A 22,592-nucleotide genomic window follows, 5' to 3' on the forward strand; every position below is an offset into this window, starting at 1 on the left:
GGAGCTCCGTCGGAGCGGACCTGCGGTTCGCTCCGACGGAGTCGCCCCCGACGACACGACTTAGACTTCGACGCCTTTAGAGCTGCTCAGCTTTTCCAGGAAGGGCAATAGATTGCTCGACGTAAACTTTTTCGACGAACTGAAGATCGGCCTGGCCACCTCCGACGACATCCACACGTGGTCGTACGGTGAGGTCAAGAAGCCGGAGACCATCAACTACCGCACCCTGAAGCCGGAGAAGGACGGGCTCTTCTGCGAGAAGATCTTCGGACCGACCCGCGACTGGGAGTGCTACTGCGGCAAGTACAAGCGCGTGCGCTTCAAGGGCATCATCTGCGAACGCTGCGGCGTCGAGGTGACCAAGGCCAAGGTGCGCCGTGAGCGCATGGGCCACATCGAGCTGGCCGCACCGGTCACGCACATCTGGTACTTCAAGGGTGTCCCGAGCCGTCTGGGTTACCTGCTCGACCTGGCTCCGAAGGATCTCGAGAAGATCATCTACTTCGCCGCCTATGTGATCACGTCGGTCGACGACGAACTGCGCCACGCCGAGCTCTCGACCCGCGAGGCCGAGATCGGTGTCGAGCGCAAGGCGATCATGGACGACCTCGAGGCCGCCCTGGCCGAGCGCCAGACCAAGCTCGAGGCCGACCTGGCCGAGCTGGAGGCAGAGGGCGCCAAGGCCGACGCACGCCGCAAGGTGCGCGACGCCGGTGAGCGCGAACTCAAGCGCATGCGCGATCACGCGAACCGCGAGGTCGAGGCTCTCGACGAGATCTGGGACAAGTTCACCAAGCTCGCTCCGGGCGAGCTCATCGTCGACGAGCGCCTGTACCGCGAGCTCGAGGACCGCTTCGGCGAGTACTTCCAGGGTTCGATGGGTGCCGAGGCCATCAAGAAGCTCCTCGAGACCTTCGACATCGACGCCGAGGCCGAGTCGCTGCGCGAGACGATCCGCTCGGGCAAGGGCCAGAAGAAGCTGCGTGCGCTCAAGCGACTGAAGGTCGTCGCAGCCTTCCAGCGCTCGGGCAACGAGCCCAAGGGCATGGTTCTGGAGGCCGTTCCGGTGATCCCGCCGGAGCTGCGCCCGATGGTTCAGCTCGACGGCGGCCGCTTCGCCACGAGCGACCTGAACGATCTGTACCGTCGCGTGATCAACCGCAACAACCGTCTCAAGAGGCTGATCGATCTGGGCGCACCCGAGATCATCGTCAACAACGAGAAGCGGATGCTGCAGGAGTCGGTCGACGCCCTGTTCGACAACGGCCGTCGCGGCCGTCCGGTCACCGGACCGGGCAACCGCCCGCTCAAGTCGCTGTCCGATCTGCTCAAGGGCAAGCAGGGACGTTTCCGTCAGAACCTCCTCGGCAAGCGCGTCGACTACTCGGGCCGCTCGGTCATCGTCGTCGGTCCTCAGCTCAAGCTGCACCAGTGCGGTCTGCCGAAGCTGATGGCTCTCGAGCTGTTCAAGCCGTTCGTGATGAAGCGCCTGGTGGATCTGAACCAGGCGCAGAACATCAAGTCGGCCAAGCGCATGGTGGAGCGTCAGCGCCCCGCCGTGTGGGACGTCCTCGAAGAGGTCATCGCCGAGCACCCGGTGCTGCTGAACCGTGCACCGACGCTGCACCGTCTGGGCATCCAGGCGTTCGAGCCGCAGCTCGTCGAGGGCAAGGCCATCCAGCTGCACCCGCTCGTCTGTGAAGCGTTCAACGCCGACTTCGACGGTGACCAGATGGCCGTGCACCTCCCGCTGTCCTCGGAGGCGCAGGCCGAGGCCCGCATCCTGATGCTGTCCTCGAACAACATCCTGTCGCCCGCGTCGGGTCGCCCGCTGGCCATGCCCCGTCTGGACATGGTGACCGGTCTGTACTACCTGACCACCCAGAAGCCGGGTGAGAAGGGCGAGTACACCCCCGCGTCCGCCGACGACGTCGAGCGCGGCGTCTACTCGACCCCGGCCGAGGCGCAGATGGCCGTCGACCTGGGCGAGTTGACCATCCAGGCGTCGATCAAGGTGCGTCTGACCGATCAGCGTCCGCCGGCGGACGTCGAGGCCGAGCAGTTCCCCGACGGCTGGCGCCGCGGTATGGCATGGGAGACCATGACCACGCTGGGGCGTGTGCTGTTCAACGAACTGCTGCCGCGGGACTACCCGTTCATCGACGAGCAGATGCCGAAGAAGCGTCAGGCCGTGATCATCAACGATCTCGCCGAGCGCTACCCGATGATCGTCGTCGCGCAGACCGTCGACAAGATGAAGGACGTCGGCTTCTACTGGGCCACCCGTTCGGGTGTCACCGTGTCGATGTCGGACGTTCTGGTGCCGCCGGCCAAGGTCGAGATCCTCGAGCGTTACGAGGAGCGTGCCGACGGCCTGGAGCGCAAGTACCAGCGCGGTGGTCTGACCCCGGACGAGCGTCGCGACGCTCTGGTGGAGATTTGGAAGCAGGCCACCGAAGAGGTCGGTCAGGCTCTGGAGGACTACTACCCGGACGACAACCCGATCACGATGATCCCGAAGTCGGGCGCCACCGGCAACATGACGCAGGTTCGCAACCTGTCGGGTATGAAGGGCCTGGTGACGAACCCGAAGGGCGAGTTCATCCCGCGTCCGATCAAGTCCTCGTTCCGCGAGGGCCTGACCGTCGCCGAGTACTTCATCAACACGCACGGTGCTCGTAAGGGTCTGGCCGACACGGCTCTGCGCACCGCCGACTCGGGGTACCTGACCCGTCGTCTGGTGGACGTGAGCCAGGACGTCATCGTCCGCGAGGACGACTGCGGCACCGAGCGCGGCATCCTCGTTCCGCTCGCCGAGAAGGCCGCCGACGGCTCGCTGATCCGCGATCCGCACGTGGAGACCGCGGCGTACGCTCGTACGCTCGCCGTCGACGCGCTCGACGCGGCGGGCAACGTCGTCGTCGAGAAGGGCCACGACCTGGGCGACCCGGCGATCGAGGCGCTCCTCGCCGCGGGTGTCACCGAGGTCAAGGTCCGGTCGGTCCTGACCTGCGCCACCGGAACCGGTGTCTGCGCCCACTGCTACGGCCGATCGATGGCCACCGGCAAGCTCGTCGACATCGGTGAGGCCGTCGGCATCATCGCCGCTCAGTCGATCGGTGAGCCCGGTACCCAGCTGACGATGCGTACGTTCCACCAGGGCGGTGTCGGTGACGACATCACCGGCGGTCTGCCGCGTGTCACCGAGCTGTTCGAGGCCCGTGTCCCGAAGGGCAAGGCGCCGATCGCCGAGGTGTCCGGTCGGGTCAGCATCGAGGACGACGATCGTTTCTACAAGATCACCATCGTCCCGGACGACGGCAGCGACGAGGTCGTGTACGACAAGATCTCGAAGCGTCAGCGCATGCGTGTGTTCAAGCACGACGACGGCACCGAGCGTCTGCTCGCCGACGGCGACCACGTCGAGGTCGGCCAGCAGCTCATGGAGGGCGCAGCCGATCCGCACGAGGTCCTCCGCGTGATGGGTCCCCGTCAGGTGCAGATCCACCTGGTCAACGAGGTCCAGGAGGTGTACCGGAGCCAGGGTGTGTCGATCCACGACAAGCACGTCGAGACCATCGTCCGCCAGATGCTGCGTCGCGTGACGATCATCGACTCCGGCGCGACCGAGTTCCTGCCGGGCTCGCTGACCGAGCGTGCCGAGTTCGAGGCGGCCAACCGCGCGGTGGTCGCCGAGGGCGGGGAACCGGCTTCCGGTCGCCCGGTCCTGATGGGCATCACCAAGGCGTCGCTGGCCACCGACTCGTGGCTGTCGGCGGCGTCGTTCCAGGAGACCACCCGAGTCCTGACCGATGCGGCGATCAACAGCCGCAGCGACAAGCTCGTGGGCCTCAAGGAGAACGTGATCATCGGTAAGCTGATCCCGGCCGGTACCGGTATCGACCGTTACCGCAACATCCAGGTTCAGCCGACCGAGGAGGCGCGTGCCGCCGCGTACGCGCTCCCGACGTACGACGACACGTACTACAGCCCGGACAGCCCGTTCGGCGCACCGTCCGGTGCGGCCGTCCCGCTGGACGACTACGGTTTCGGCAGCGACTTCCGCTGATCGGAGTCTGACGAAGGCCCTCGCCTCGCGGCGGGGGCCTTCGTGCATCCGGCTCCCCGTGGCCTTCCCGTCGGTCGAGCGGAGTCGAGACCCCTATCGGCCGTCTGCTTCGGCCCGCACCTTCACCGCCGCCGCGACCGCCGCGAACTTCGCGGTGAGCCGCCTGCCGAGAAGCGCATCGACGAGCGGCGACAGCGGTCCGTTGATCTCGAAGTGCGACTCGTAGCGCGACCGGCCGTCGCCCAGGTCGACCACACTCTGCCGTCGCACGCTGTGGAGCAGCCGCATCGGCGCGGGCCGCATCCGATACGTGAACCATCGTCCGGCGACGTCGACCTCGTCGATGTACTCGGTCTGGCGCATCGGCCCGCCCGGACCGAGGGCGACGAGCATCCGAATCGGCGCCCCGGGCGTCAGCTCCGCTGAGCACTCCCGTTGGAACGGATTCCACTCGTGGTAAGCCGCGAAGTCGGTGATCACATTCCACACCCGGTCGGCCGGGGCCGTTACGACGACGCTGTCGTCCACTCGCACTCCCATGCCGCCACGGTAGCCGTGCTTGCCGCGGCCGTGGGAGACGTTCGACGATCCCGAATCCGCGGAGTCACGAGGAGGTCGAATCCGGCGTGACGAAGTCAGACGCCGGAAGACCGTACTACCCTGTGAGTCTCACGCGCCGATGGCGCGGGCGATCATCGGCCAGGAGTTGCCGAGGTCGGCGCGGAAGAGGCCCCAGGTGTGGACGCCGTCGGGACGATGGACGAAGCGGTGGGGGATGCGCAGCGAGTTCAGCCGGTTCGACATATTCGTCGTGCAGCTCAGGGCGACACGCTCCATGACGTTGCCGCCGATGAAGCCGCTGCCGTTCCGCAGGACGCTGCCGTCGACGGGACCCGCCACCCCCGAACCGGCGGACAGGTAGATCGCCTTGCCGCGCAGCTTGTCCGCATTGAGGACCGCATCGTGTCGCCGCCACTGCGGGCCGCCCGGTGCACCCCACATGTTGGCGACATTGCCGCCGCCGCGGGTCACGATGGCGGTGTTCGCGACCAGACCGAGCGGGTCGGACGCGCCCGGACACCCCGAGTAGGCGGCGACGGCCCGCCACTGCGACGGCGACTGTTCGACGAGATCGAGCGCGGGTCCCGCCGTCATCGAGACGCCGGAGAGCGCTTTGGCGCCGCTCGTGGAGTACGCGGCGTCGATCACCGGTGGAAGTTCCCGGTTGATGTAGGTCTGCCATCTGTTGCGTCCGAGGACCGGATCGGGCACGTTCCAGTCGGTCCACATCGAGAACTTGCCGCCGATCGGCAGCACGACGTTGACGCGTTTGCCCGCGAAGAACTGGCGGGCGCCACCGTTGTTGAACCAGGAGATGCCGTCCTCGGCACCGCCGGCCCCGGGCAGCATGTAGAACGATCCGAGCCCGGACGGCGCGCCCGCCGGGTGCAGAACGTGATTGCGCACGACGCGACGCATCGACGGCGAGTACACCGACACCAGATCGACCTGCGCACTGATTCGCTTGACGCCGACGATTCGTGCCGCCGCGTCGGCGGGGGAGAGGCCGGGAGCGAGAGTCGCGATCAGCGCGACGACAATGGTGACAAGGGTTGTCCGCCAATAGATTCGACGACGATGTCGGTGCGGGTCGGAGTGCATCACTCCACGATAGGGTGCCGCGGTCGCGGTACGACGACGTCGTTACGGGTCTGTTGTTCGTTTGATGCGCCGTCGAGCCGTGTCGTCCGTAGGGGTGAATCTGGCACAGATACGATTCTCGGCCGTCAATTGTGTGACGCAGTGACTGCGCGGTGCGGGACCTCCGGCGAAGATTCGTCGAGAGTCGGTACAACCACGCATAAGGAGACAATGTTGTCTGCTTCACCTATCAGACAAGAGCGACGACGACGCGACAGGGCGGGTCGCCGAGCTCGAAAAGGCCTGAAGAAGTCCGTGATCGGTGTACTCGCCGCGGCGACCCTGGGTGCCGGACTGCTGGTCAGTCCGAGCCCCGCCAATGCGGGACCGTTGGACGGGTTCGGCGGTCAGGGCGGCCTCGACCTCGGAGCGCTCACCGAAATGCTCGACGATCCGATGATCAGCCAGTTCATCGAGTCGTGCAGAACCGGCGGGCTGGCGGGTCCGATCGACCCGGACGCAGACCCGATCGGTGAGGTCGCACTCGACCCGGGCGCTCCCGCGCCAGTGGCGATCGCCGACTGCACGCGGTCGGACGGCACCGGTATCGCGCTCGTTCTGCCGGAGTCGATCGAGGTCGGCCGGGCCGCCGAGAACATGGTCATGGACCTCGGCCCCGACATCAACATCGTCCTCACCAGATTCACCATGGGTGAACGGAACCTCATCGAGATCCTGGGCGGAGTGGTGCTCGGCAGCGACCTGATCAAGGGGCTGGCCGACGCCGTCATGGGCGCTCCGGTCGATCCGAACGGCTTCAACGAGTACAAGACCTACGCGGGGATTCAGAACGACGCGGCGCTGCCGGTCGTGATGGAGCGATACTGCGATGGGGTGACGATACTCGGCAGGTGCCTCGGAACGATGAGGGACCGTGACAAGAATCTCGAGAAGCGCACCAAGGCGTTGAAGATGGCCGAGTACCTCACCGGCCACAAGTACGACTACAGCAAGCCCGTCATGCTCCCCGACGCACCGGGCCCGCGCGGCTCGGCCACGATCATCGGCTCCGGCATCAACATCGCCCTCGCCATGCGCGGAGGCACCGCGATCGCGGAGACCGGCAACGACCTCGCGCTCGCCCTCGCCGGAGCCGACCACGGCAACACCTCGAGTGCGTTCGCGAATCTCGGCATCGGCGTCGCCGTCGACATGGACACCGACGATGTGAGGATCACCTGGTTCGGCGAGGAGCTCGACATGACGAAGCTCCTCGCGTCGGGTCTTCTCGACGCCGACATGGTCAAGGACGCCATGGGCGAGGACGCGAGCATGCTCGACATGCTCGACCTGGTCCAGGGCATCAACGGCCAGATCCCGGGTCTGCACGAGGTCGCCTGCATGGGTTTGCAGGTCAACGCCTATGCGCAGGGGCTGGGTGAATGCGCCAACTATCTCGGCACCTTCGACTACTACAAGGATCTGCGTCCGATCGCCGATGGTGAGCATCGGCAGACGCAGTACGGTCTGACCGACGTCACATCGCTGTTCATGGGCAACGACGCCCTCCTGAAGCAGCTCGGACCCGTCCTCGGCGGCGACACGTCCGGACTCATGGACTCGCCGTTCATGACCGATCTGCTGATCGCGCTCGTCTCGGCCGAAGACCGCCTCAAGCTGACCAAGGACTTCGTCCGCTACACCAAGGACATCCGCACCGACCTCGTCAAGGTCCAGGCGACGGACCCGGAGACCGGCGAGCTCCTCTTCGACGAGGAGACCGGTCAGCCGATCATGGTCGCCAAGACGGAACCGCGGATGGTGCCGGTCATGGTCCAGAAGACGGAGCAGAAGCTCGATGCGGACGGCGAACCGGTCTTCGAGGACGGCGAACCCGTCATGGAACCGGTCGTCGACGCGAATGACGAGCCGGTGATGGTCCAGGCCACCGACTCCGACGGCAATCCGCTCTTCGAGCAGGCGAAGGACGCCGACGGTGAACCGATCTTCGATCCGGTGTACACGTCGGTCACCGCGCACTGGCTGACCTCCGACTACGGCCTGCGCGAGCCGCTGACCATCGACTGGCTGGGACACCAGATCGTGTTCTTCCCACCGGTCGAGGTGAACGGCACCACGCGCCCGAACCTGATCGGTCTGCCGCAGATCACGAAGATCACCGGTGACGCGAAGGCGGGGCTGCTGCCGAAGATCGGTCTGATCCGGTGGGACAACCCGTTCGGCCTCGGCACACTCGACCTGTCGAATCCGTTCGACCCGATCGGCACCCTGCGCAACTTCTTCGACTCGATGACCATCGTCGACGATCTGAAGGGTGTCGGGGAGCTGGTCGGTCCGATGCTCGGCGGCGGAAGCGACGAGCACGCTCTGGTCGACGGCGACGATGACGCCTCTGCTCCGGAGGACGGGGACGCCGACACCGCCGACGCCGCACCGCGGACGGTCGCGACGACCGCCGGTCAGACCACGAAGGCTCCGGCCGAGGAGATCGAGTTCGCCGAACAGACCGAGGCTCCCGCAGTCGAGACGACGGTCGAACAGGCTCCCGGGTCGAAGGAGGCCACGGAGTCCGCCGATCCGATCGAGACGGTCGAATCGGAGGCTCCGACATCCCCGACCGACGACGGGGCGGACGACACCGAGGTCGCCGATGCGCCCGAAGCGGTCGCCGTAGAATAGCGTCGCCCACTCGGATCGCTGAACGCGTCGGCCACGACCTCCTACAGTGGAGGTCGTGGCCGATCGCATTGCCGGGACACCAGAGCCGACGCGGTTCCGCCTGCTGCTGCACATCGATCTCGATCAGTTCCAGGTCGCCGCCGAGCGTCTCCGCCGCCCCGATCTCGCGGAGCAGGCGGTGATCGTCGGCGGCGACGGCGATCCGTCACACGGCAGACAAGTGGTCACCTGTGCGTCCTACGAGGCTCGTGCCGGCGGCGCCCGCGCGGGACTGCCGTTGCCCGCGGCCAAGAAGAAGTGCCCGGACGCGGTGTTCCTGCCCCTCGACATGGCGTACTACACGCAGGTGTCGAACCAGGTCATGGACCTCCTGCGCGGACTCGGTCACCCCGTCGAGGTGTGGGGGTTCGACGAGGCGTACCTCGGCGTGGACCCGCGGGACGAACCGGCCACGATGAGCCGCCAGGACGGCGTCGACCTCGCCCACCGGATCAGGCGGTCGGTGTTCGACGAGACCGGCCTCGAATGCTGCCTCGGCGTCTCCGACAACAAGCAGCGGGCCAAGATGGCCGCGGGATTCGCCAAAGCGGCCGTCCGGGCGCCGCAGACGTCCCCGTCCGATCGGGTCTTCGTGCTCGACGACGAGAACTGGAACGAACTCATGGGCCCCAGGCCGTGTCGCGACCTGTGGAGCGTCGGACCGAAGACGGCGAACAAGCTCGCCGATCGGGGCGTCGACACTGTCGATGCGCTCTGTGAAGTCCCGCGCGACGATCTCGTCGCCGTGTTCGGTCCCAGCCAGGGCAACTGGCTGTACGTACTCTGCCGCGGAGGGGGAGACGACTTGATCGCGACGACGCCGACGATCGCCAAATCACATTCGCGATCGCGGACCTACCCCGCGGACCTCACCGGCCGCGAACAGATCCGGGACGCCGCGACCGTGTTGGCGCGTGATGTGCGGGAGCAGGCGATCGCCGAAGGACGCGTCCCGTTCCGCGTGGGTCTGACGGTACGGACTTCGACGTTCTACACGCGCACCAAGATGCGCAAGATGGTCGAACCGAGCACCGACCTCGCCGACATCCTGCCGGTGTTGAACACGCTGGTCGACGCCTTCGAGCTCGATCGGCCGGTACGACTGCTCGCGGTGCGGTTGGAACTGCTGGACCCCGAATGAGACGTCGGCGGGCCGACTACGGAGCCACACCCGCCGACCGCGCGTGCAGAGCGCGAAGCTCCTCGGTGAACTCCGGAGCCGGACCGGACACCGGGACGTCCGGCGCCACCTCGTTGATCGGCAACGGGCTCACCGGCGGCGGCGCGGCGCCCCATTCGGTGCGCCACCGCGCCAACTGCGCACTGCTGCACGCGTAGACGATGCGGCCGAGGCCGACCCACGCGTGGGCGGCCGAGCACATCGCACAATGCTCGCCGGAGGTGTACGTGACCGAATCGGCGCGCTGCTGCGCCGACAGATTCCGGACCGCCCACATCACGATCGCGAGCTCGGGGTGTCGGGTGTCGTCGCCGTCGGACACCCGGTTCCGATCGGCGAAGAGCACTTCGCCGGTGTGGTCGACCAGCAGCGAACCGAACGGCTCGTCGCCTGCGTCGACGGCCTCGCGGGCGAGATCGACGCAGCGGCGGAGGTGAGCGAGATCCTCGGGGGACAGATCGGAGTCGTCGGGCTCCGAGCGCATGGTCGGTGGCGTCATCGGGGAATCCTCAGTGCGACCAGTCGTGCGTCGGGGTCGACGTCGAGCCCGATCCGGTCCCAGGCGACGCCGACCCGGACCACCGCGTACGCCGACGTCGGGAACCGGTCGATCGAGCCGTCCGGGTCGAGTGTCAGCGCGGTCTCCGGCATACCGGGGAAATGCCCGACCATCAGGATCGTGGCCGCATCGGCGGGAGCGTGGATCCGCAACACTTCGAGGAGTTCGTCCGGTGTGCCGCCGTAGACGTCGTCGACGAACTCGACGGGCGCGTCGATCCCGGTCCGCTCGAGAGTCTGCCGGGTCCGGGTCGCCGTCGAGCACAGGACGGCGTCCACGTCGAGCCCGTCGTCACGGATCCAGTCGCCCGCCAGTGCTGCCTGGCGTCGCCCGCGGTCGTTGAGCGGCCGATCGTGATCGGGCACGCCGAGCGGATAAGCGCTCTTGCCGTGACGGAGCAGGACGAGGGTGCGGGTCATGCGGCGCCCTGTTCGCCTGCCCGCGTCCGATCGCGCGTCATGGTGCGTAGGACCTGCGCCGTCGCGCGCCACGCCGCGGCCTCCTGCGCGTAGAAGCTGTGACGGTCGACGTCGCACTGTGCGGCGGCGTCGTCCGCCAACTCCGACAACTCGAGGTTCTCGTCGGCGCATCGAGTGATCAGAGACGACAGGCGATCGCCGCGGCACGCGGCCTCGATCTCGTCGGAGGCCAGGGTCATCAGGCGTTCCAGTTCGCTGCGGTACATGAGTCAACGGTAGATCCGGCCACCGACAATTCCGATCAGGCGCGCCCCGCCCCGACAGTCAAGGGTTTACCGGGCCGCCGCGCAGAATCCTTTCCCCGGGAGATCGGCGGACCTACCGTCGACGCCATGACCACAGCACAGACTCTCGCCCACCAGATTCCGGACTCCGGCACCGCCCTCAACACGATCGCCGCGCAGACCGCCCGGGCCGTCGAGGCGAAGCCGGCCAACGCCGCCGTCGTGTTCACGGCATCGGCCACCGGGGGAGAGGGCGTGTCGAGTGCGATCGATCTGCGTTCGTTCAGCGTGAACGTCGATGAGCCGCCGACACTCGGCGGCGGCGACAGCGCGCCGAACCCGGTCGAGTACTACCTCGCGGCGCTGCTCTCGTGCCAGGTCGTCACGTACCGGTTCTGGGCCGAGCGTCTCGGCCTCGAGATCACCAAGCTCTCACTGACCGGCGAGGGAGACCTCGACGTACGCGGCTTCTTCGGGCTCGACGACGGTGTGCGCGCCGGATTCACCGAGGTCCGGGTGACCGTCGACATCGAGGGACCCGAGTCGCCCGAGCGTTACCGCGAACTCCAGGAGGTAGTCGACGCGCACTGCCCCGTCCATGATCTGACGACCAACCCGACACCTGTTGTGACGAGTCTGCAGGTCGCCGGGGCCTGACTGGCCGGTTCATCGCGGAAGGCGATGCGCGCCCGATATTCTGAACGGGATGCACACCTGGGTTCCCACGCTGATCGCCATTGCCGCAGCGCTGCTGATCGCGGTCGGCACGGTCCTGCGCCAGCGATCGTCGGCCGCCAACGGCGCCATCACGGCCGGGTGGTGGTTCGGAGCGGTCGTCGCGATCGCGGGCTTCGGCCTGCAGGCGACCGCGCTGGGACTCGGTTCGATCCTGTTGGTGCAGCCCCTCGTCGTGCTCGCGGTCCTGTTCGTGCTGCCCATGGAGGCCTGGGCCGACCACCGGCGCCCGAAACGCTCGGAATGGGTGTGGGGTGCGATCCTGGTGGTCTGCGTCGTCGGGTTCCTGCTCGTCGCCCGGCCGGTGACCACCGACCGCAGGCCCGACATGCTCCTGATGGGCACGACTGTCGGCGCCGTCGTCATCGGTCTGGTCTTACTCGTCGTCTTCGCCGAGAAGTGCGACCGCGGACATCACAAGTCACTCCTGTACGGACTGACGTCCGGCGCGCTGTTCGGCGTGTCGTCCCTGCTCATCAAGGCCGTGGCGATCCGGATCGTCGACGAGCCGCTGTCGCTGTTCGTGCACTTCGAGGTGTACCTGCTGGTCCCGGTGGCCATCCTCGCGGTGATCGCCCAGCAGCGGGCGTTCGGCGCCGGCGACCTGCAGACCTCGTTCCCGGCGATGAACGTCATGGAGCCCGTGGTCGCGATGGCACTGGGCGTGGCTCTGCTGGGGGAGAGCATCTCGGCGGGCGTCCGAGCCACCGGACTGCTGGCCGTCATCGCCGCATTGTCGGTGATCTCGGTCGCGAAACTGGCCAAACATGCAGTGATCCGCGAGAACCAGGTGGCGGTTCCCGCGGATCGACAGATGTGAGAAGGCGGCTCAGGCCTCGTCGATGACGGGCTTGAGGCGCTCGGCCCACGCCTCGGCGGCCTTCGCGGGCTTCTCCGCGCTCGACGCATCGTGACGGTAGTGCTCGCCGACCTCGACGGCGCCGAGTGCGGTCAGCTTCTCGGCCATGATCTCGCCGCCACGGTTGAACGTATCGTCGTAGACGGTGTCGCCCATGCCGAACACCGAGAAGCGCATGCCGGTCAGGTCCGGCTTCTCCTCGTCCAGTTCGTCGGCGAAGGGCAGCGCGCTCGACGGCAGTTCGCCTTCGCCGTACGTGGAGCAGACGACGACGAGGAAGTCGTCGGTGTCGAGGTCCTCGGCCGCGTACTCGGCCATGTCGTAGATCGACGGGTCGTAGTCGGCGGCCAGCACGTCGGCGATGGCGTCTGCAACGAGTTCACCGGTACCGGTCTCGGTACCGTAGAGGATGACGGCTGCCATGGTTGGCGTCTCCTGGAGTGATTCGGGGTCAACGACGACGATTACGGTATCGTAACCACCCCGCTGCGTCGAACTCCGACCAGGGACTTTCGGGTATGTCACGCAACCCGCGCTGCGGCGGCGTCGAGGTGGGCGACACCCGGGCGGAAATCGTGAACGGTGGAGTCAGTCGAGTTCCCAGCGGTCCTGGTCGCCGTCGACGACCGTGAAGGTGAGACCTCGGCTGGCACCCTGTCCGTCGGACACCGTGCACGCGAAGGTCTCGCCTCGTTTCAACGCCTTGACCCCGTCGCCGCAGTCGACGGTGACCGCGACTCCGGTCTGCTGCGACACGGACGGTTCGAGCTTGCTCGCGGCGAACGCCATGTCGTACAACATGTCGACGGTCTCATAGGTGACGTCCAAGTCGTCGCTCGTGGTGGTGACGTCGATGTGCACCTTGGCTCCGTCGACGTCCGCGATGCATTCGAAGGTGGTGCCGACCGCCGGGTCCTTTCCCGGATCGTCGCACGCTATCGAGGACACCTGTCTGTCGAACTTCGAGTACTCGCTGTTCAGCTTGTCGGTGATCTCCTTGCCGAGCTTGTCCTGATCGATGGTCGTGCCGCACGCGGCGAGGAGTGGAAGGGCGGCGAGAGCGGCGCCCGCGGAAAGGATTCGTGAGAGTCTCATAGCAGATGACGATATGACGAACTCATCCGGGGTGGCAGCGGTATACCGCATCTGTCATTCGGGCGAATTACGACGTCACGCCGAATTGGTGGCATTCGTCGCATCGGCCCGCAAACGCGGCGGCGACGGTCGGGTAGCGCTACGCTTGCCTTCCCTGAAGTCCTTGGAAAGGCGAATGAAGTGGACTGGAGTTCGTTCTGGGGTGTGCTGTGGTACACCATCTTGATCTTTGCGTTCATCGCGTACCTGATCGTGCTGTTCATGGTCCTCACCGACCTGTTCCGCGATCACAAGTTGAATGCGGGCTGGAAGGTCGTGTGGATCATCGCATTGGTGATCTTCCCGTATCTGACGGCATTCGTGTACATCGTCGCCCGCGGTCCGGGCATGAGCGAGCGGAGCCGTGCGGCGGCCGCCGCCGCGCAGCGTTCGCAGGAGGAGTACATCCAACAGGCCGCGGGGCAGACTTCCCCCGCCCATCAGATCCAGACCGCCAAGGCGCTGCTCGACGCCGGGGTCGTCTCCCCCGAGGAGTTCGAGAACCTGAAGGCCAAGGCCCTCGCGAACTGATTCGGACGTTCGGCACGACGACGGGCGCGGCAGTGTTCACTGCCGCGCCCGTCGCCGTATCCGGAGGCGGGAAACCCGTCTCGTAGACCGAGTGAACGTCGTGAGCGGTGGTGACCGGTCCGGCCCGATACTGTGGACAGCGGAATGCGACGGGACGAGAGGGGCGGCACATGGCGACGCGCATCGACAGCTGGATCTGGGCGATCCGACTGACGAAGACCCGCTCCGCCGCCGGTGCGGCCTGTCGCGCCGGGCATGTTCAGCTCAACGGTGTCACGGTCAAACCGTCCGCGCAGGTCGCGATCGGCGACCGCGTCACCGTGCGTCAGGGTTCGCGGGACCGCATCGTCGAGGTGACCGGGCTGATCGGCAAGAGGGTCTCCGCTCCGGTCGCCGCCGAGAACTACATCGATCACAGTCCGCCCCCGCCTCCGCGCGAGGTCCTCGCGTCGATTCCGCGGCGCGATCGCGGCGCCGGCCGTCCGACGAAACGCGAACGACGTGAACTCGACCGATTCCGGTCCGGCGCGCTGCTCGTCCTGGCGGCCGTCGCAGTCCTCGGTCTGTCCGCCTGCGGCGGCGACGGCACCGCGGACTCGGTGAACGAGACCTACGAGCCGCGCACCGGTACCGGACCGGACTTCGAGCGCTGCGGCGGGCTCACCGCCGACGAGGTCGTCAAGGCGACGGGCGTCCCCGGGTTCGAACTCGCCGTCGACAATCCGTCGACGTGCGAGTGGCGACTGAACGCCGACCGCAACCCGTCGGTGTCCTTCAACTGGTATCGCGGATCGCCGATCGGACGCGAACGGGGCACCGAGCAACTCTCCCGGGACATGACCGAGGACTATGAGATCGACGGCCAACCCGGGTTCATCGCCCACACCGGTCCGATCTGCGAGATCGGCGTCGCGTGGGACGCCGACTTCATCGAGATCTCGGTGCATCTGGCGACGAGCACCGAGCAACTCAAGAGCACCGACGAGATCTGTCAGTCCGCGAAACGGCTCACCGAGACAGTTGTGAAGGGGGCGTCATGACGAGGCGCTGGAGTGCGGCGGCGGCGGTGACGGCGGCCGTGGCAGTTCTCGGGCTCGGCGCGTGCACCGTCGACGGCACGCCGGTGCGCCAGGGGCGATCGGTGGGCACCGACACCGGGGCGGTCGACACCGACAAGTTCGAGCGGCTCCTCGCCGAGTGCGAGGTCCTCCCCGCGTCCAAGATCGGCGAGGCCGTGGGCGGTCGTACCGCGGCGCCGGGCTTCTTCGGCGCCAACTGTCGGTGGATCGTCCAGACTCCCGCCACGGTGGACGTGATGTTCAACTGGTTCGAGTGGGGCTCGTACAACCACGAGAAGGACACCGCCAAACGCTTGGGCTTCACCACGGAGAACGTCCAGGTCGGCAGCCAGGCCGGCTTCACCGCGCGGGACCCGAAGCGTCCCGCCGTGTGCGGTGTCACGGCCAAGGCTCCCGGCGGGGGTGTCTACACCTGGTGGGTCGAGCCGTCGGAGGCGCCGAACGGTGACGCCTGCGCAGCTCCGATCAAACTGATGGAGATGATCCTGACCGGGGCCTTCTGACCGGTGACCGCACCGGTGCCTGAGATCGCGGCTCGTCGCCTCTGACGCCGGGCGTGGGCAGGCGTCCGTCGAGCGGTGTGTGCTCATCGGAACCGGTCACGGTGTGACTCGTCGCGCAATGAGCGCCGAATGTGTCGTGTCACCGGGTCCAGTCGGCTGTGCCGCAACGTCTTTTGCTATCCTCATGGGCAAAACTAGAACACGTTCACCTTGTGGATAGCCGGAGCCCCGGCGCGGAGGAATGACCAGATGGCGCACGTTATCACCCGCCCCTGCTGTAACGATGGATCCTGTGTGGCCGTGTGTCCGGTGAACTGCATTCACCCCACGCCGGACGAGCCGGACTTCTTCACCGCGGAGATGCTCTACATCGACCCGGAGACGTGCATCGACTGCGGCGCCTGCATCGACGAGTGCCCGGTCGAGGCGATCGTGCCCGACGACCAACTGGAGGAACGGGACGAGCCGTACCTGCAGATCAATGCTGACTACTTCCGGGACCACGACGCCGACGGCGGGTTGGTCAAGCACCCGAAGCCGCCGCAGCTGCCCGAGGGACAGGAGTTGCGGGTGGCGATCGTCGGTGCGGGTCCGGCCGCCTTCTACGCTGCCGAAGAGCTGGTGAAGAAGCGTCAGGTCCAGGTGCACATGTTCGACCGGCTGCCCACACCGTACGGACTGGTCCGCGCGGGTGTCGCACCCGACCACGCCGAGACGAAAGGGGTGGAGAAGACCTTCGCCGGAGTGGAGCGCAGGGCCAATTTCACCTATCACCTGAACGTCGAGGTCGGCACGCACATCACCGGCGACGAACTGCGCGAACGGTTCGGCGCCGTACTGTACGCCGTCGGCGCCGCACACGACCGTCGCCTCGGAATCGACGGTGAGGACCTGCCGGGTTCGATCGCCGCCACCGACTTCGTCGCCTGGTACAACGGGCATCCCGATCACGCCGACCGGACCTTCGACCTGTCGGCCGAGCGCGTGGTGATCGTCGGCAACGGCAATGTGGCGCTCGACGTGGCGCGCATCCTGGTGTCCGACCCGGACGATCTGGCTCGCACCGACATCGCCGACCACGCACTCGAAGCGCTGCGCGCCTCCGCCGTCCGCGAGGTGGTCGTGATGGGTCGCCGCGGCATCGAGCACGGCGCGTTCACCAACAGCGAGTTCCTGTCGCTCAGCGAGCTGCACGGTGTCGACATCGTGATGCCCGACGACCTGGTGCGCTCGGCGGAGACCGCCGCCGCCGAGGCGGACGGCTCCATCGATTCGGTCGTGGCGACCAAGCTCCGACTCGCCCGCGAGTTCGCCGCGAAGCCGGTCGGCGACGCGGACCGCCGGATCGTCTTCGAGTTCCTCACCTCGCCCACCGCGATCATCGGAGCCGACGGCGTCGAGAAGGTGCGGTACGTTCGCAACAGGTACGTCGCGGGCGGCCGGATCGAACCGACCGACGAGACCGGGGAGATCGAGGCGGGCGCCGTCGTCAGATCGGTCGGTTATCGCGGCCAGGCCGTCGACGGGTTGCCGTTCGACGAACTGCGGGCCGTGGTTCCCAGCGAGGACGCGCGTGTACTCGACGGTCCCGGCGGTGCGGTGATTCCGGGGCTCTTCGTCGCCGGGTGGATCCGACGCGGTCCCACCGGGGGCATCGGGCGGAACCGGTACTGCGGTGAGGAGGCGGCGAAGGCCGTACTCGCCGATTTCGCCGCGGGTACGCTGCCCGAGACGACAGTCGATGCCGCGGACGTCGCCGATCTGGTGGCCTCTCGCGGAGCCAACCGCGTCGACCTGGCCGGGTGGAAGGCCATCGACGCCGTCGAGAGAGCGGCAGGCAAGGGATCGGGGAGACGACGAGTGAAACTGGTGTCGGTGACCGCGCTGGAGCAGGCCGCCCGGGAGGGTCAGTGAGCGCCGCTGAGGATCGGCTTCGTATCGCGCTCCTGTCGTATCGGAGCAAGCCGCACTGCGGCGGTCAAGGAGTGTACGTCCGTCATCTGGCGCGTGAGATCGCTCTTCTCGGACACGATGTGGAGATCTTCTCCGGTCAGCCGTATCCCGACCTCGACGACTCCGCTCTCGAGGCCGGTGTCACGCTCACCAAGGTCCCGAGCCTGGACCTGTTCGGCGAGCCGGACCCGTTCCGCACGCCCAAGCTGCGGGAGTTCCGCGATTGGATCGACGTCGTCGAGGTGGTCCAGATGTGGACCGCCGCGTTCGGTGAGCCGCTGACCTTCAGCCTGCGCGTGTCCCGATTGCTCAATGGACGGCGCGAGGACTTCGACGTCGTGCACGACAACCAGTGCCTGGGATACGGTCTGCTGTCGGTCAAGCGCGCCGGCTTCCCGCTCGTCGCGACCATCCACCACCCGATCACCCGAGACCGCTCGCTCGCGGTGCGGGCGGCCAAGGGGCTGAAGAAGATCAGCGCGTGGCGATGGCATTCGTTTCTGGCGATGCAGGGTCGCGTCGCCCGGCGCATCCCGTCCCTGCTGACCGTCTCGCGCAGCAGCGAGGAGGACATCCGCAGTGCGTTCAAGGTGAGCGAGGACTCGCTGGCCACCATTCCACTCGGTGTCGACACCGAGGTGTTCGCACCGCGCGGCGAACGGGTGCCCGGGCGGATCGTCTGTGTGGCGAGCGCCGATGCGCCGCTCAAGGGCGTCTCGTACCTTTTGGAGGCGGTCGCCAAAGTCGCGGCCGAACAACACGTCGAACTGACGTTGGTGTCCAGACTCGACCCCGGGGGGCCGTCGGCCGCGCTGATCGACGAACTGTCGATCGCCGACAGGGTGTCGGTGGTGTCCGGAATCGACGACGACGAACTCGCAGCGCTTCTCGCCGGCGCGGAGATCGCGTGCGTCCCCTCGCTCTACGAGGGCTTCTCATTGCCCGCCGTGGAGGCGATGAGCTGTGGGACGCCGCTGGTCGCCACCCGTGCGGGAGCGATCCCCGAGGTGGTCGGCGAGAACGAGGAGGCGGCCGTGCTCGTCGACGCGGGCGATGCGGGGCAACTCGCGCAGGCGTTCCTCCGGCTGTTCGACGATGCGGACCTGCGTGCGCGGCTCGGTGCCGGAGGACGCGAGCGCGTACTCGAGAAGTACAGCTGGTCCGCAGTCGCGGCAGCCACCGTCGAGCGGTATCGCGCGGCGATCGAATCAACCCCTGGACGAAAGAGAGCAGCATGCTGACCGTCGACTTCGATCGACTGGGTGTCGGACCGGGCGTTCGCGCCATCGACATCGGGGCCGGACAGGGGCGCCACTCGTACGAGATGCTGCGGCGCGGCGCCGAGGTCACCGCATTCGACATGAGCGCCGCCGACATGGCCGACGTCTCCGAGATGTTCGGCGCACTCGTCGCCGCCGGCGAGGTCCCCGAGTCCGGAAACGCGGACGCCCGCGTCGGCGACGCACTGGGACTGCCGTACGAGGACGACTCGTTCGACGTCGTGCTGATGTCGGAGATCCTCGAGCACATCCCCGACGACGAATCGGCGATCGCCGAGATGGCCCGCATCCTGAAGCCGGGCGGTCTCGCCGCGGTGACGGTGCCGCGGTACTGGCCGGAGAAGATCTGCTGGGCGTTGTCGGACGAGTACCACGAGGTTGAGGGTGGACACGTCCGGATCTACCGGGCGTCCGAACTCGCGGACAAGTTGAGGGCGGCCGGGCTGGAGGTGACCGGCACCGACCACGCGCACGCTCTGCACGCTCCGTACTGGTGGCTCAAGTGCGCCGTCGGGGTGGAGAACAACGACAATGCGCTGGTCAAGGGTTATCACAAGATGCTCGTCTGGGACATGATGAGCAAGCCGTGGCTCACTCGGGTCGGCGAGCAGGTCCTCAATCCCGTTGTCGGCAAGTCGGTGGCCATCTACCTGCGTAAACCCGAATAGACATGGCTGTCCCGCACATCGACGGCGTGCTGACTCCGGCGCAGATCCGGGCGACGGGGCAGGCGATCTCGGCGATGCAGGAGCCCTCCGGCGCGCTCCCGTGGTTCCCCGGCGGCAAGACGGATCCGTGGGATCACGTCGAGTCCGCGATGGCGTTGGCCGCCTGCGGACTCCGCCGTCAGGCCGACGCGGCCTACGAGTGGTCGCGACGCACCCAGCGTCCGGACGGGTCGTGGCCGTTGGAACTGCGCGAGGGCGTCGTCGTCGATCACGGCGTCGACAGCAATTTCTGCGCGTACATCGCGGTCGGCGTGTGGCACCACTTCCTGGTGTTCGACGACGCCGGTTTCCTGCGACGCATGTGGCCGACGGTGAAGGCCGCGATCGGCCGGACCCTGAGCTTCGCACGCGCCGACGGCGCGTTCCGTTGGGCCGCGGACTACCGCACCGGCGACATGTTCCCGAACGTGTTGATCACCGGGAACGCGAGCATCTACTCGGCGCTGTACTGCGCCGCGTCGATCGCCGAGATCCTCGACGAGCCCGCCGACGAGTGGTCTGCCGCGGCGCGTCGTCTCGGCGCGGTGTTCGACGTCTGGACCGGCGATCGCACGGTGATGGACCCGGCGTCGAACCATTCGATGGACTGGTACTACCCGGTGCTCGGCGGTGCGGTCCGCGGTGACGCGGGACGTGAACTGATCGATGCGCGATGGGACGACTTCGTCGTCTCCGGTCTCGGAGCGCGCTGCGTCGACGATCACCCGTGGGTCACCGGCGCCGAGACGTGCGAGCTGGCGATGGCCGTCGACGCGATCGGCGACGCCGACCGGGCCGTGACCCTCGTCGAGTCGATCCAGCACCTGCGCGATCCGGACGGTTCGTACTGGACCGGTCTGGTGTTCTCCGACGGCAAACGCTGGCCGGTGGAGCAGAGCTGTTGGACATCGGCGACCGTCGTGCTCGCCGCCGACGCGATCAGCGGTGCGACGCCGGGCGGCGGCGTCTTCCGGGACATCGCAAGCAGTCGGATCGCGAGCTGACGGGCCCCGCCGGTCGAGACCCTTCCGTCGGCCGAGTCCCGCCGGTTCGGCTCAGTGGACGTCCAGCCCCCGTGAACCCGAGACCTGCCCTACGCCAACGCGTTACGGTGAGACGATGAAGGCTCAAGTGCTCGTCAGCGAGACCGGTCCGGCCGGTCTCGAACTCCAGGACGTCCCCGCTCCCACCGCAGGCGACGGCCAGTACCTCGTCGACGTCCGCTCCTGCGGGGTCTGCTTCCCCGACGTGTTGATGTCGAAGGGGGAGTACCAGCTGCGTCCGCCGCTGCCGTTCACCCCGGGCACCGAGGTGGCGGGCGTCGTCGCGCAGGCCCCGGACGGCGGCGCGTACCGGATCGGCGACCGCGTACTGGTGACGTCGATGACCGGTGGATTCTCCGAGCGGATCGCCTCGACCGAGCAGCAGATTCTGCCGATGCCGCCCGAGCTGACCTTCGACGAGGGCGCCGCGATGGGCATCAACTTTCAGACCGCGCTGTTCGCGTTGAAGCATCGGGCGCAGACGGCGCCCGGCGAGGTCGTCGGCGTCCTCGGTTCGGCGGGCGGGGTGGGGGTCGCCTCGATCCTGGTCGCGAAGGCCATGGGGTGCAAGGTGATCGCCGTGGTTCATCGCACCGGGCAGGAGGAGATGCTCCGCGCCCTGGGCGCCGACGAGGTGGTGCAGCTGACCGACGGCTGGAAGGATCGCGTTCTCGAACTGTCCGACGGCGGCGTCGACGTGCTGCTCGATCCGATCGGCGGCGACGCGTTCGACGAGGCGCTGCGCACCGTCGCGCCGGACGGTCGGTACGTGGTGATCGGATTCGCGGCGGGCGGCATCCCGTCGGCCAAGCTCAACCGCGTTCTGTTCCGCAACATCTCGATCGTCGGCGCCGCGTGGGGTGAGTACATCCGCTCGGCGGACCAGAACCTCCCGGCGCTGCTGCACGACGACCTCACCGAGATGATCGCCGCCGGCCTGCGCCCGCCGGTGAGCACGGCCTACGAACTCGCCGACCTGCCTCAGGCCCTGGCCGATCTCGCGGAGGGGAAGGTCATGGGCAAAGCCGTGGTGCACGTGAGCGCCGGCTGACCGGGCCGGTGTCTCCGGCCGCACCCGGCCGTTCCGACTGCTCGGCCTGACTGATCACCGGAGCCGCGGCGGCGAGCCGTACGGCGCCGCCGATGCCGATGGGGCCCTGCAGTGGATCCGGGTGGAATCCGGTGATCAGAACTCGATCCGCTCCCAGTGATGGCCGCGGTACGACGAGTCGTCGCCGGTCAGCCATCCGCGGACGGCGGCGGCCACCTGCTCGGCCGTCGACACCGTGGTCCCGAAGTGCCGGTCCGGCGAGCCGTCCCGGTACTCGAGGAGGTACTCGTCGTCGGCCACTCTCTTGGTCTGGATGTAGACGTTCTCGCCGGTCTCGGCGATGACGAAGTCCTCCACTCGCATCGCTGGCACACACAGATCGATGAGCGACGGCGTGATCGTCGGGAACGGGTCGTCGCTCGAATAGACGAATGTGCCCGCGACGGCGTCGCGCGGGTCCAGCAGGACGCCGTGCTGCGGGTCGTAGACGGCGAAGCCCGCCCCGAACGCGAGGGGGATCACCGTCGCTCGTGCGAGTTCGACGGCGGGGAACCGCGACGGGACGAAGACGCAGTCGCCGGTCGCCTCGAGCGGGAAGACGGACAGGAAACCGGAGGCGTCCTCGATCGGGCCGTGCGCTCGGGTGATCGCGTCCGCGAGCGCGGCCGCCTCGGGGGCGGCCGGTGCGTCGGACTCGTCCTGCTCCACGGCGTGGCGCGACGCGGTCTCGGGATCGTCCGCGAACCGGACGGGAATCAGCCATTGGTCGTAGCTCACGCCGTCGACAGTAACGGTCGGTGGACGATCCGTAGGTCGTTCGGCCGAC

At 67.5% G+C, this 22,592-nt stretch carries 21 protein-coding genes; 13 read left to right on the forward strand and 8 right to left on the reverse strand.

Annotated elements, in window-relative coordinates:
- The first annotated feature begins 112 nt into the window (after window positions 1-112).
- Entirely contained in the window at window positions 113-4,069 is a 3,957-nt protein-coding gene (locus tag BKA16_RS07015; RefSeq protein WP_183369981.1) for a DNA-directed RNA polymerase subunit beta', read from the forward strand.
- 93 nt (window positions 4,070-4,162) lie between these two features.
- Here BKA16_RS07015 and BKA16_RS07020 read toward each other — a convergent pair whose 3' ends face one another.
- Window positions 4,163-4,609, reverse strand: a complete 447-nt coding sequence (locus tag BKA16_RS07020; RefSeq protein ID WP_183369982.1) for an SRPBCC domain-containing protein — start codon at window positions 4,607-4,609, stop codon at window positions 4,163-4,165.
- 129 nt (window positions 4,610-4,738) lie between these two features.
- The gene (locus BKA16_RS07025) at window positions 4,739-5,731 is read right to left on the reverse strand and encodes an alpha/beta hydrolase (RefSeq protein WP_183369983.1); all 993 of its coding nucleotides are present in this window, start codon (window positions 5,729-5,731) and stop codon (window positions 4,739-4,741) included.
- 294 nt (window positions 5,732-6,025) lie between these two features.
- Between BKA16_RS07025 and BKA16_RS07030 the strand changes: the two genes are divergently transcribed.
- The gene (locus tag BKA16_RS07030; protein ID WP_183369984.1) at window positions 6,026-8,410 is read left to right on the forward strand and encodes a hypothetical protein; all 2,385 of its coding nucleotides are present in this window, start codon (window positions 6,026-6,028) and stop codon (window positions 8,408-8,410) included.
- Between the two features lie 55 nt (window positions 8,411-8,465).
- Window positions 8,466-9,590 carry a DNA polymerase IV gene (locus tag BKA16_RS07035; protein WP_343067312.1) on the forward strand — a complete coding sequence of 375 codons (1,125 nt, stop codon included), beginning with the start codon at window positions 8,466-8,468 and terminating at the stop codon, window positions 9,588-9,590.
- 16 nt (window positions 9,591-9,606) lie between these two features.
- Here BKA16_RS07035 and BKA16_RS07040 read toward each other — a convergent pair whose 3' ends face one another.
- The 3 genes from BKA16_RS07040 to BKA16_RS07050 are packed head-to-tail and all read right to left on the reverse strand — an operon-like array spanning window position 9,607 to window position 10,873.
- Complete coding sequence (locus tag BKA16_RS07040) at window positions 9,607-10,128, reverse strand: nucleoside deaminase (protein WP_246371678.1); 522 nt, start codon at window positions 10,126-10,128, stop codon at window positions 9,607-9,609.
- Window positions 10,125-10,607: a SixA phosphatase family protein gene (locus BKA16_RS07045; RefSeq protein ID WP_183369985.1), complete on the reverse strand. Its 483-nt coding sequence runs from the start codon at window positions 10,605-10,607 to the stop codon at window positions 10,125-10,127. Before BKA16_RS07045 ends, BKA16_RS07040 begins: the two co-directional genes overlap by 4 nt.
- Window positions 10,604-10,873, reverse strand: coding sequence for a hypothetical protein (locus tag BKA16_RS07050; RefSeq protein ID WP_246371680.1), 270 nt, complete (start codon window positions 10,871-10,873; stop codon window positions 10,604-10,606). Before BKA16_RS07050 ends, BKA16_RS07045 begins: the two co-directional genes overlap by 4 nt.
- A 156-nt stretch (window positions 10,874-11,029) precedes the next feature.
- On the opposite strand from BKA16_RS07050, the gene BKA16_RS07055 reads away from it, so the two are divergent.
- Window positions 11,030-11,548 (forward strand): OsmC family protein, encoded by a 519-nt coding sequence (locus BKA16_RS07055; protein WP_183372943.1) that lies wholly within the window; start codon window positions 11,030-11,032, stop codon window positions 11,546-11,548.
- Window positions 11,549-11,597: 49 nt separating this feature from the next.
- Window positions 11,598-12,446 carry a DMT family transporter gene (locus BKA16_RS07060; protein ID WP_183369986.1) on the forward strand — a complete coding sequence of 283 codons (849 nt, stop codon included), beginning with the start codon at window positions 11,598-11,600 and terminating at the stop codon, window positions 12,444-12,446.
- 9 nt (window positions 12,447-12,455) lie between these two features.
- Here BKA16_RS07060 and BKA16_RS07065 read toward each other — a convergent pair whose 3' ends face one another.
- Window positions 12,456-12,908, reverse strand: a complete 453-nt coding sequence (locus BKA16_RS07065; RefSeq protein WP_183369987.1) for a flavodoxin domain-containing protein — start codon at window positions 12,906-12,908, stop codon at window positions 12,456-12,458.
- Between the two features lie 165 nt (window positions 12,909-13,073).
- Window positions 13,074-13,580, reverse strand: a complete 507-nt coding sequence (locus tag BKA16_RS07070) for a DUF4333 domain-containing protein (protein WP_183369988.1) — start codon at window positions 13,578-13,580, stop codon at window positions 13,074-13,076.
- A gap of 180 nt (window positions 13,581-13,760) precedes the next feature.
- On the opposite strand from BKA16_RS07070, the gene BKA16_RS07075 reads away from it, so the two are divergent.
- From BKA16_RS07075 to BKA16_RS07110, 8 genes are all read left to right on the forward strand, one after another.
- Window positions 13,761-14,150, forward strand: coding sequence for an SHOCT domain-containing protein (locus BKA16_RS07075; RefSeq protein WP_183369989.1), 390 nt, complete (start codon window positions 13,761-13,763; stop codon window positions 14,148-14,150).
- A 170-nt stretch (window positions 14,151-14,320) separates the two neighbouring features.
- Entirely contained in the window at window positions 14,321-15,190 is an 870-nt protein-coding gene (locus tag BKA16_RS07080) for a DUF3558 family protein (protein WP_183369990.1), read from the forward strand.
- Window positions 15,187-15,732 (forward strand): DUF3558 domain-containing protein, encoded by a 546-nt coding sequence (locus BKA16_RS07085; protein ID WP_183369991.1) that lies wholly within the window; start codon window positions 15,187-15,189, stop codon window positions 15,730-15,732. Before BKA16_RS07080 ends, BKA16_RS07085 begins: the two co-directional genes overlap by 4 nt.
- Before the next feature lie 249 nt (window positions 15,733-15,981).
- The gene (locus BKA16_RS07090) at window positions 15,982-17,646 is read left to right on the forward strand and encodes an FAD-dependent oxidoreductase (protein ID WP_183369992.1); all 1,665 of its coding nucleotides are present in this window, start codon (window positions 15,982-15,984) and stop codon (window positions 17,644-17,646) included.
- Complete coding sequence (locus BKA16_RS07095; RefSeq protein ID WP_183369993.1) at window positions 17,643-18,926, forward strand: glycosyltransferase; 1,284 nt, start codon at window positions 17,643-17,645, stop codon at window positions 18,924-18,926. The genes BKA16_RS07090 and BKA16_RS07095 overlap by 4 nt, the downstream gene beginning before the upstream one ends.
- Entirely contained in the window at window positions 18,920-19,633 is a 714-nt protein-coding gene (locus BKA16_RS07100; protein ID WP_183369994.1) for a class I SAM-dependent methyltransferase, read from the forward strand. The genes BKA16_RS07095 and BKA16_RS07100 overlap by 7 nt, the downstream gene beginning before the upstream one ends.
- Window positions 19,634-19,635: 2 nt before the next feature.
- On the forward strand, window positions 19,636-20,676 hold the full coding sequence (locus BKA16_RS07105) for a glycoside hydrolase family 15 protein (protein WP_183369995.1): 1,041 nt from the start codon (window positions 19,636-19,638) through the stop codon (window positions 20,674-20,676).
- A 115-nt stretch (window positions 20,677-20,791) separates the two neighbouring features.
- Window positions 20,792-21,766, forward strand: coding sequence for an NADPH:quinone oxidoreductase family protein (locus tag BKA16_RS07110; RefSeq protein WP_183369996.1), 975 nt, complete (start codon window positions 20,792-20,794; stop codon window positions 21,764-21,766).
- 135 nt (window positions 21,767-21,901) lie between these two features.
- On the opposite strand, the gene BKA16_RS07115 is transcribed toward BKA16_RS07110, so the two are convergent.
- Window positions 21,902-22,543, reverse strand: a complete 642-nt coding sequence (locus BKA16_RS07115; protein ID WP_183369997.1) for a hypothetical protein — start codon at window positions 22,541-22,543, stop codon at window positions 21,902-21,904.
- Window positions 22,544-22,592 lie beyond the last annotated feature (49 nt).

The sequence above is a fragment of the Gordonia humi genome (assembly GCF_014197435.1).
GTDB lineage: Bacteria > Actinomycetota > Actinomycetes > Mycobacteriales > Mycobacteriaceae > Gordonia > Gordonia humi.

Bases quoted from the DNA above. Each gene is read 5' to 3' on its own strand.
- BKA16_RS07020 (WP_183369982.1), bottom strand. From the start codon at position 4,609: ATGGGAGTGCGAGTGGACGACAGCGTCGTCGTAACGGCCCCGGCCGAC.
- BKA16_RS07025 (WP_183369983.1), bottom strand. From the start codon at position 5,731: ATGCACTCCGACCCGCACCGACATCGTCGTCGAATCTATTGGCGGACA.
- BKA16_RS07040 (WP_246371678.1), bottom strand. From the start codon at position 10,128: ATGACGCCACCGACCATGCGCTCGGAGCCCGACGACTCCGATCTGTCC.
- BKA16_RS07045 (WP_183369985.1), bottom strand. From the start codon at position 10,607: ATGACCCGCACCCTCGTCCTGCTCCGTCACGGCAAGAGCGCTTATCCG.
- BKA16_RS07050 (WP_246371680.1), bottom strand. From the start codon at position 10,873: ATGTACCGCAGCGAACTGGAACGCCTGATGACCCTGGCCTCCGACGAG.
- BKA16_RS07060 (WP_183369986.1), top strand. From the start codon at position 11,598: ATGCACACCTGGGTTCCCACGCTGATCGCCATTGCCGCAGCGCTGCTG.
- BKA16_RS07065 (WP_183369987.1), bottom strand. From the start codon at position 12,908: ATGGCAGCCGTCATCCTCTACGGTACCGAGACCGGTACCGGTGAACTC.
- BKA16_RS07070 (WP_183369988.1), bottom strand. From the start codon at position 13,580: ATGAGACTCTCACGAATCCTTTCCGCGGGCGCCGCTCTCGCCGCCCTT.
- BKA16_RS07080 (WP_183369990.1), top strand. From the start codon at position 14,321: ATGGCGACGCGCATCGACAGCTGGATCTGGGCGATCCGACTGACGAAG.
- BKA16_RS07085 (WP_183369991.1), top strand. From the start codon at position 15,187: ATGACGAGGCGCTGGAGTGCGGCGGCGGCGGTGACGGCGGCCGTGGCA.
- BKA16_RS07090 (WP_183369992.1), top strand. From the start codon at position 15,982: ATGGCGCACGTTATCACCCGCCCCTGCTGTAACGATGGATCCTGTGTG.
- BKA16_RS07100 (WP_183369994.1), top strand. From the start codon at position 18,920: ATGCTGACCGTCGACTTCGATCGACTGGGTGTCGGACCGGGCGTTCGC.
- BKA16_RS07105 (WP_183369995.1), top strand. From the start codon at position 19,636: ATGGCTGTCCCGCACATCGACGGCGTGCTGACTCCGGCGCAGATCCGG.
- BKA16_RS07110 (WP_183369996.1), top strand. From the start codon at position 20,792: ATGAAGGCTCAAGTGCTCGTCAGCGAGACCGGTCCGGCCGGTCTCGAA.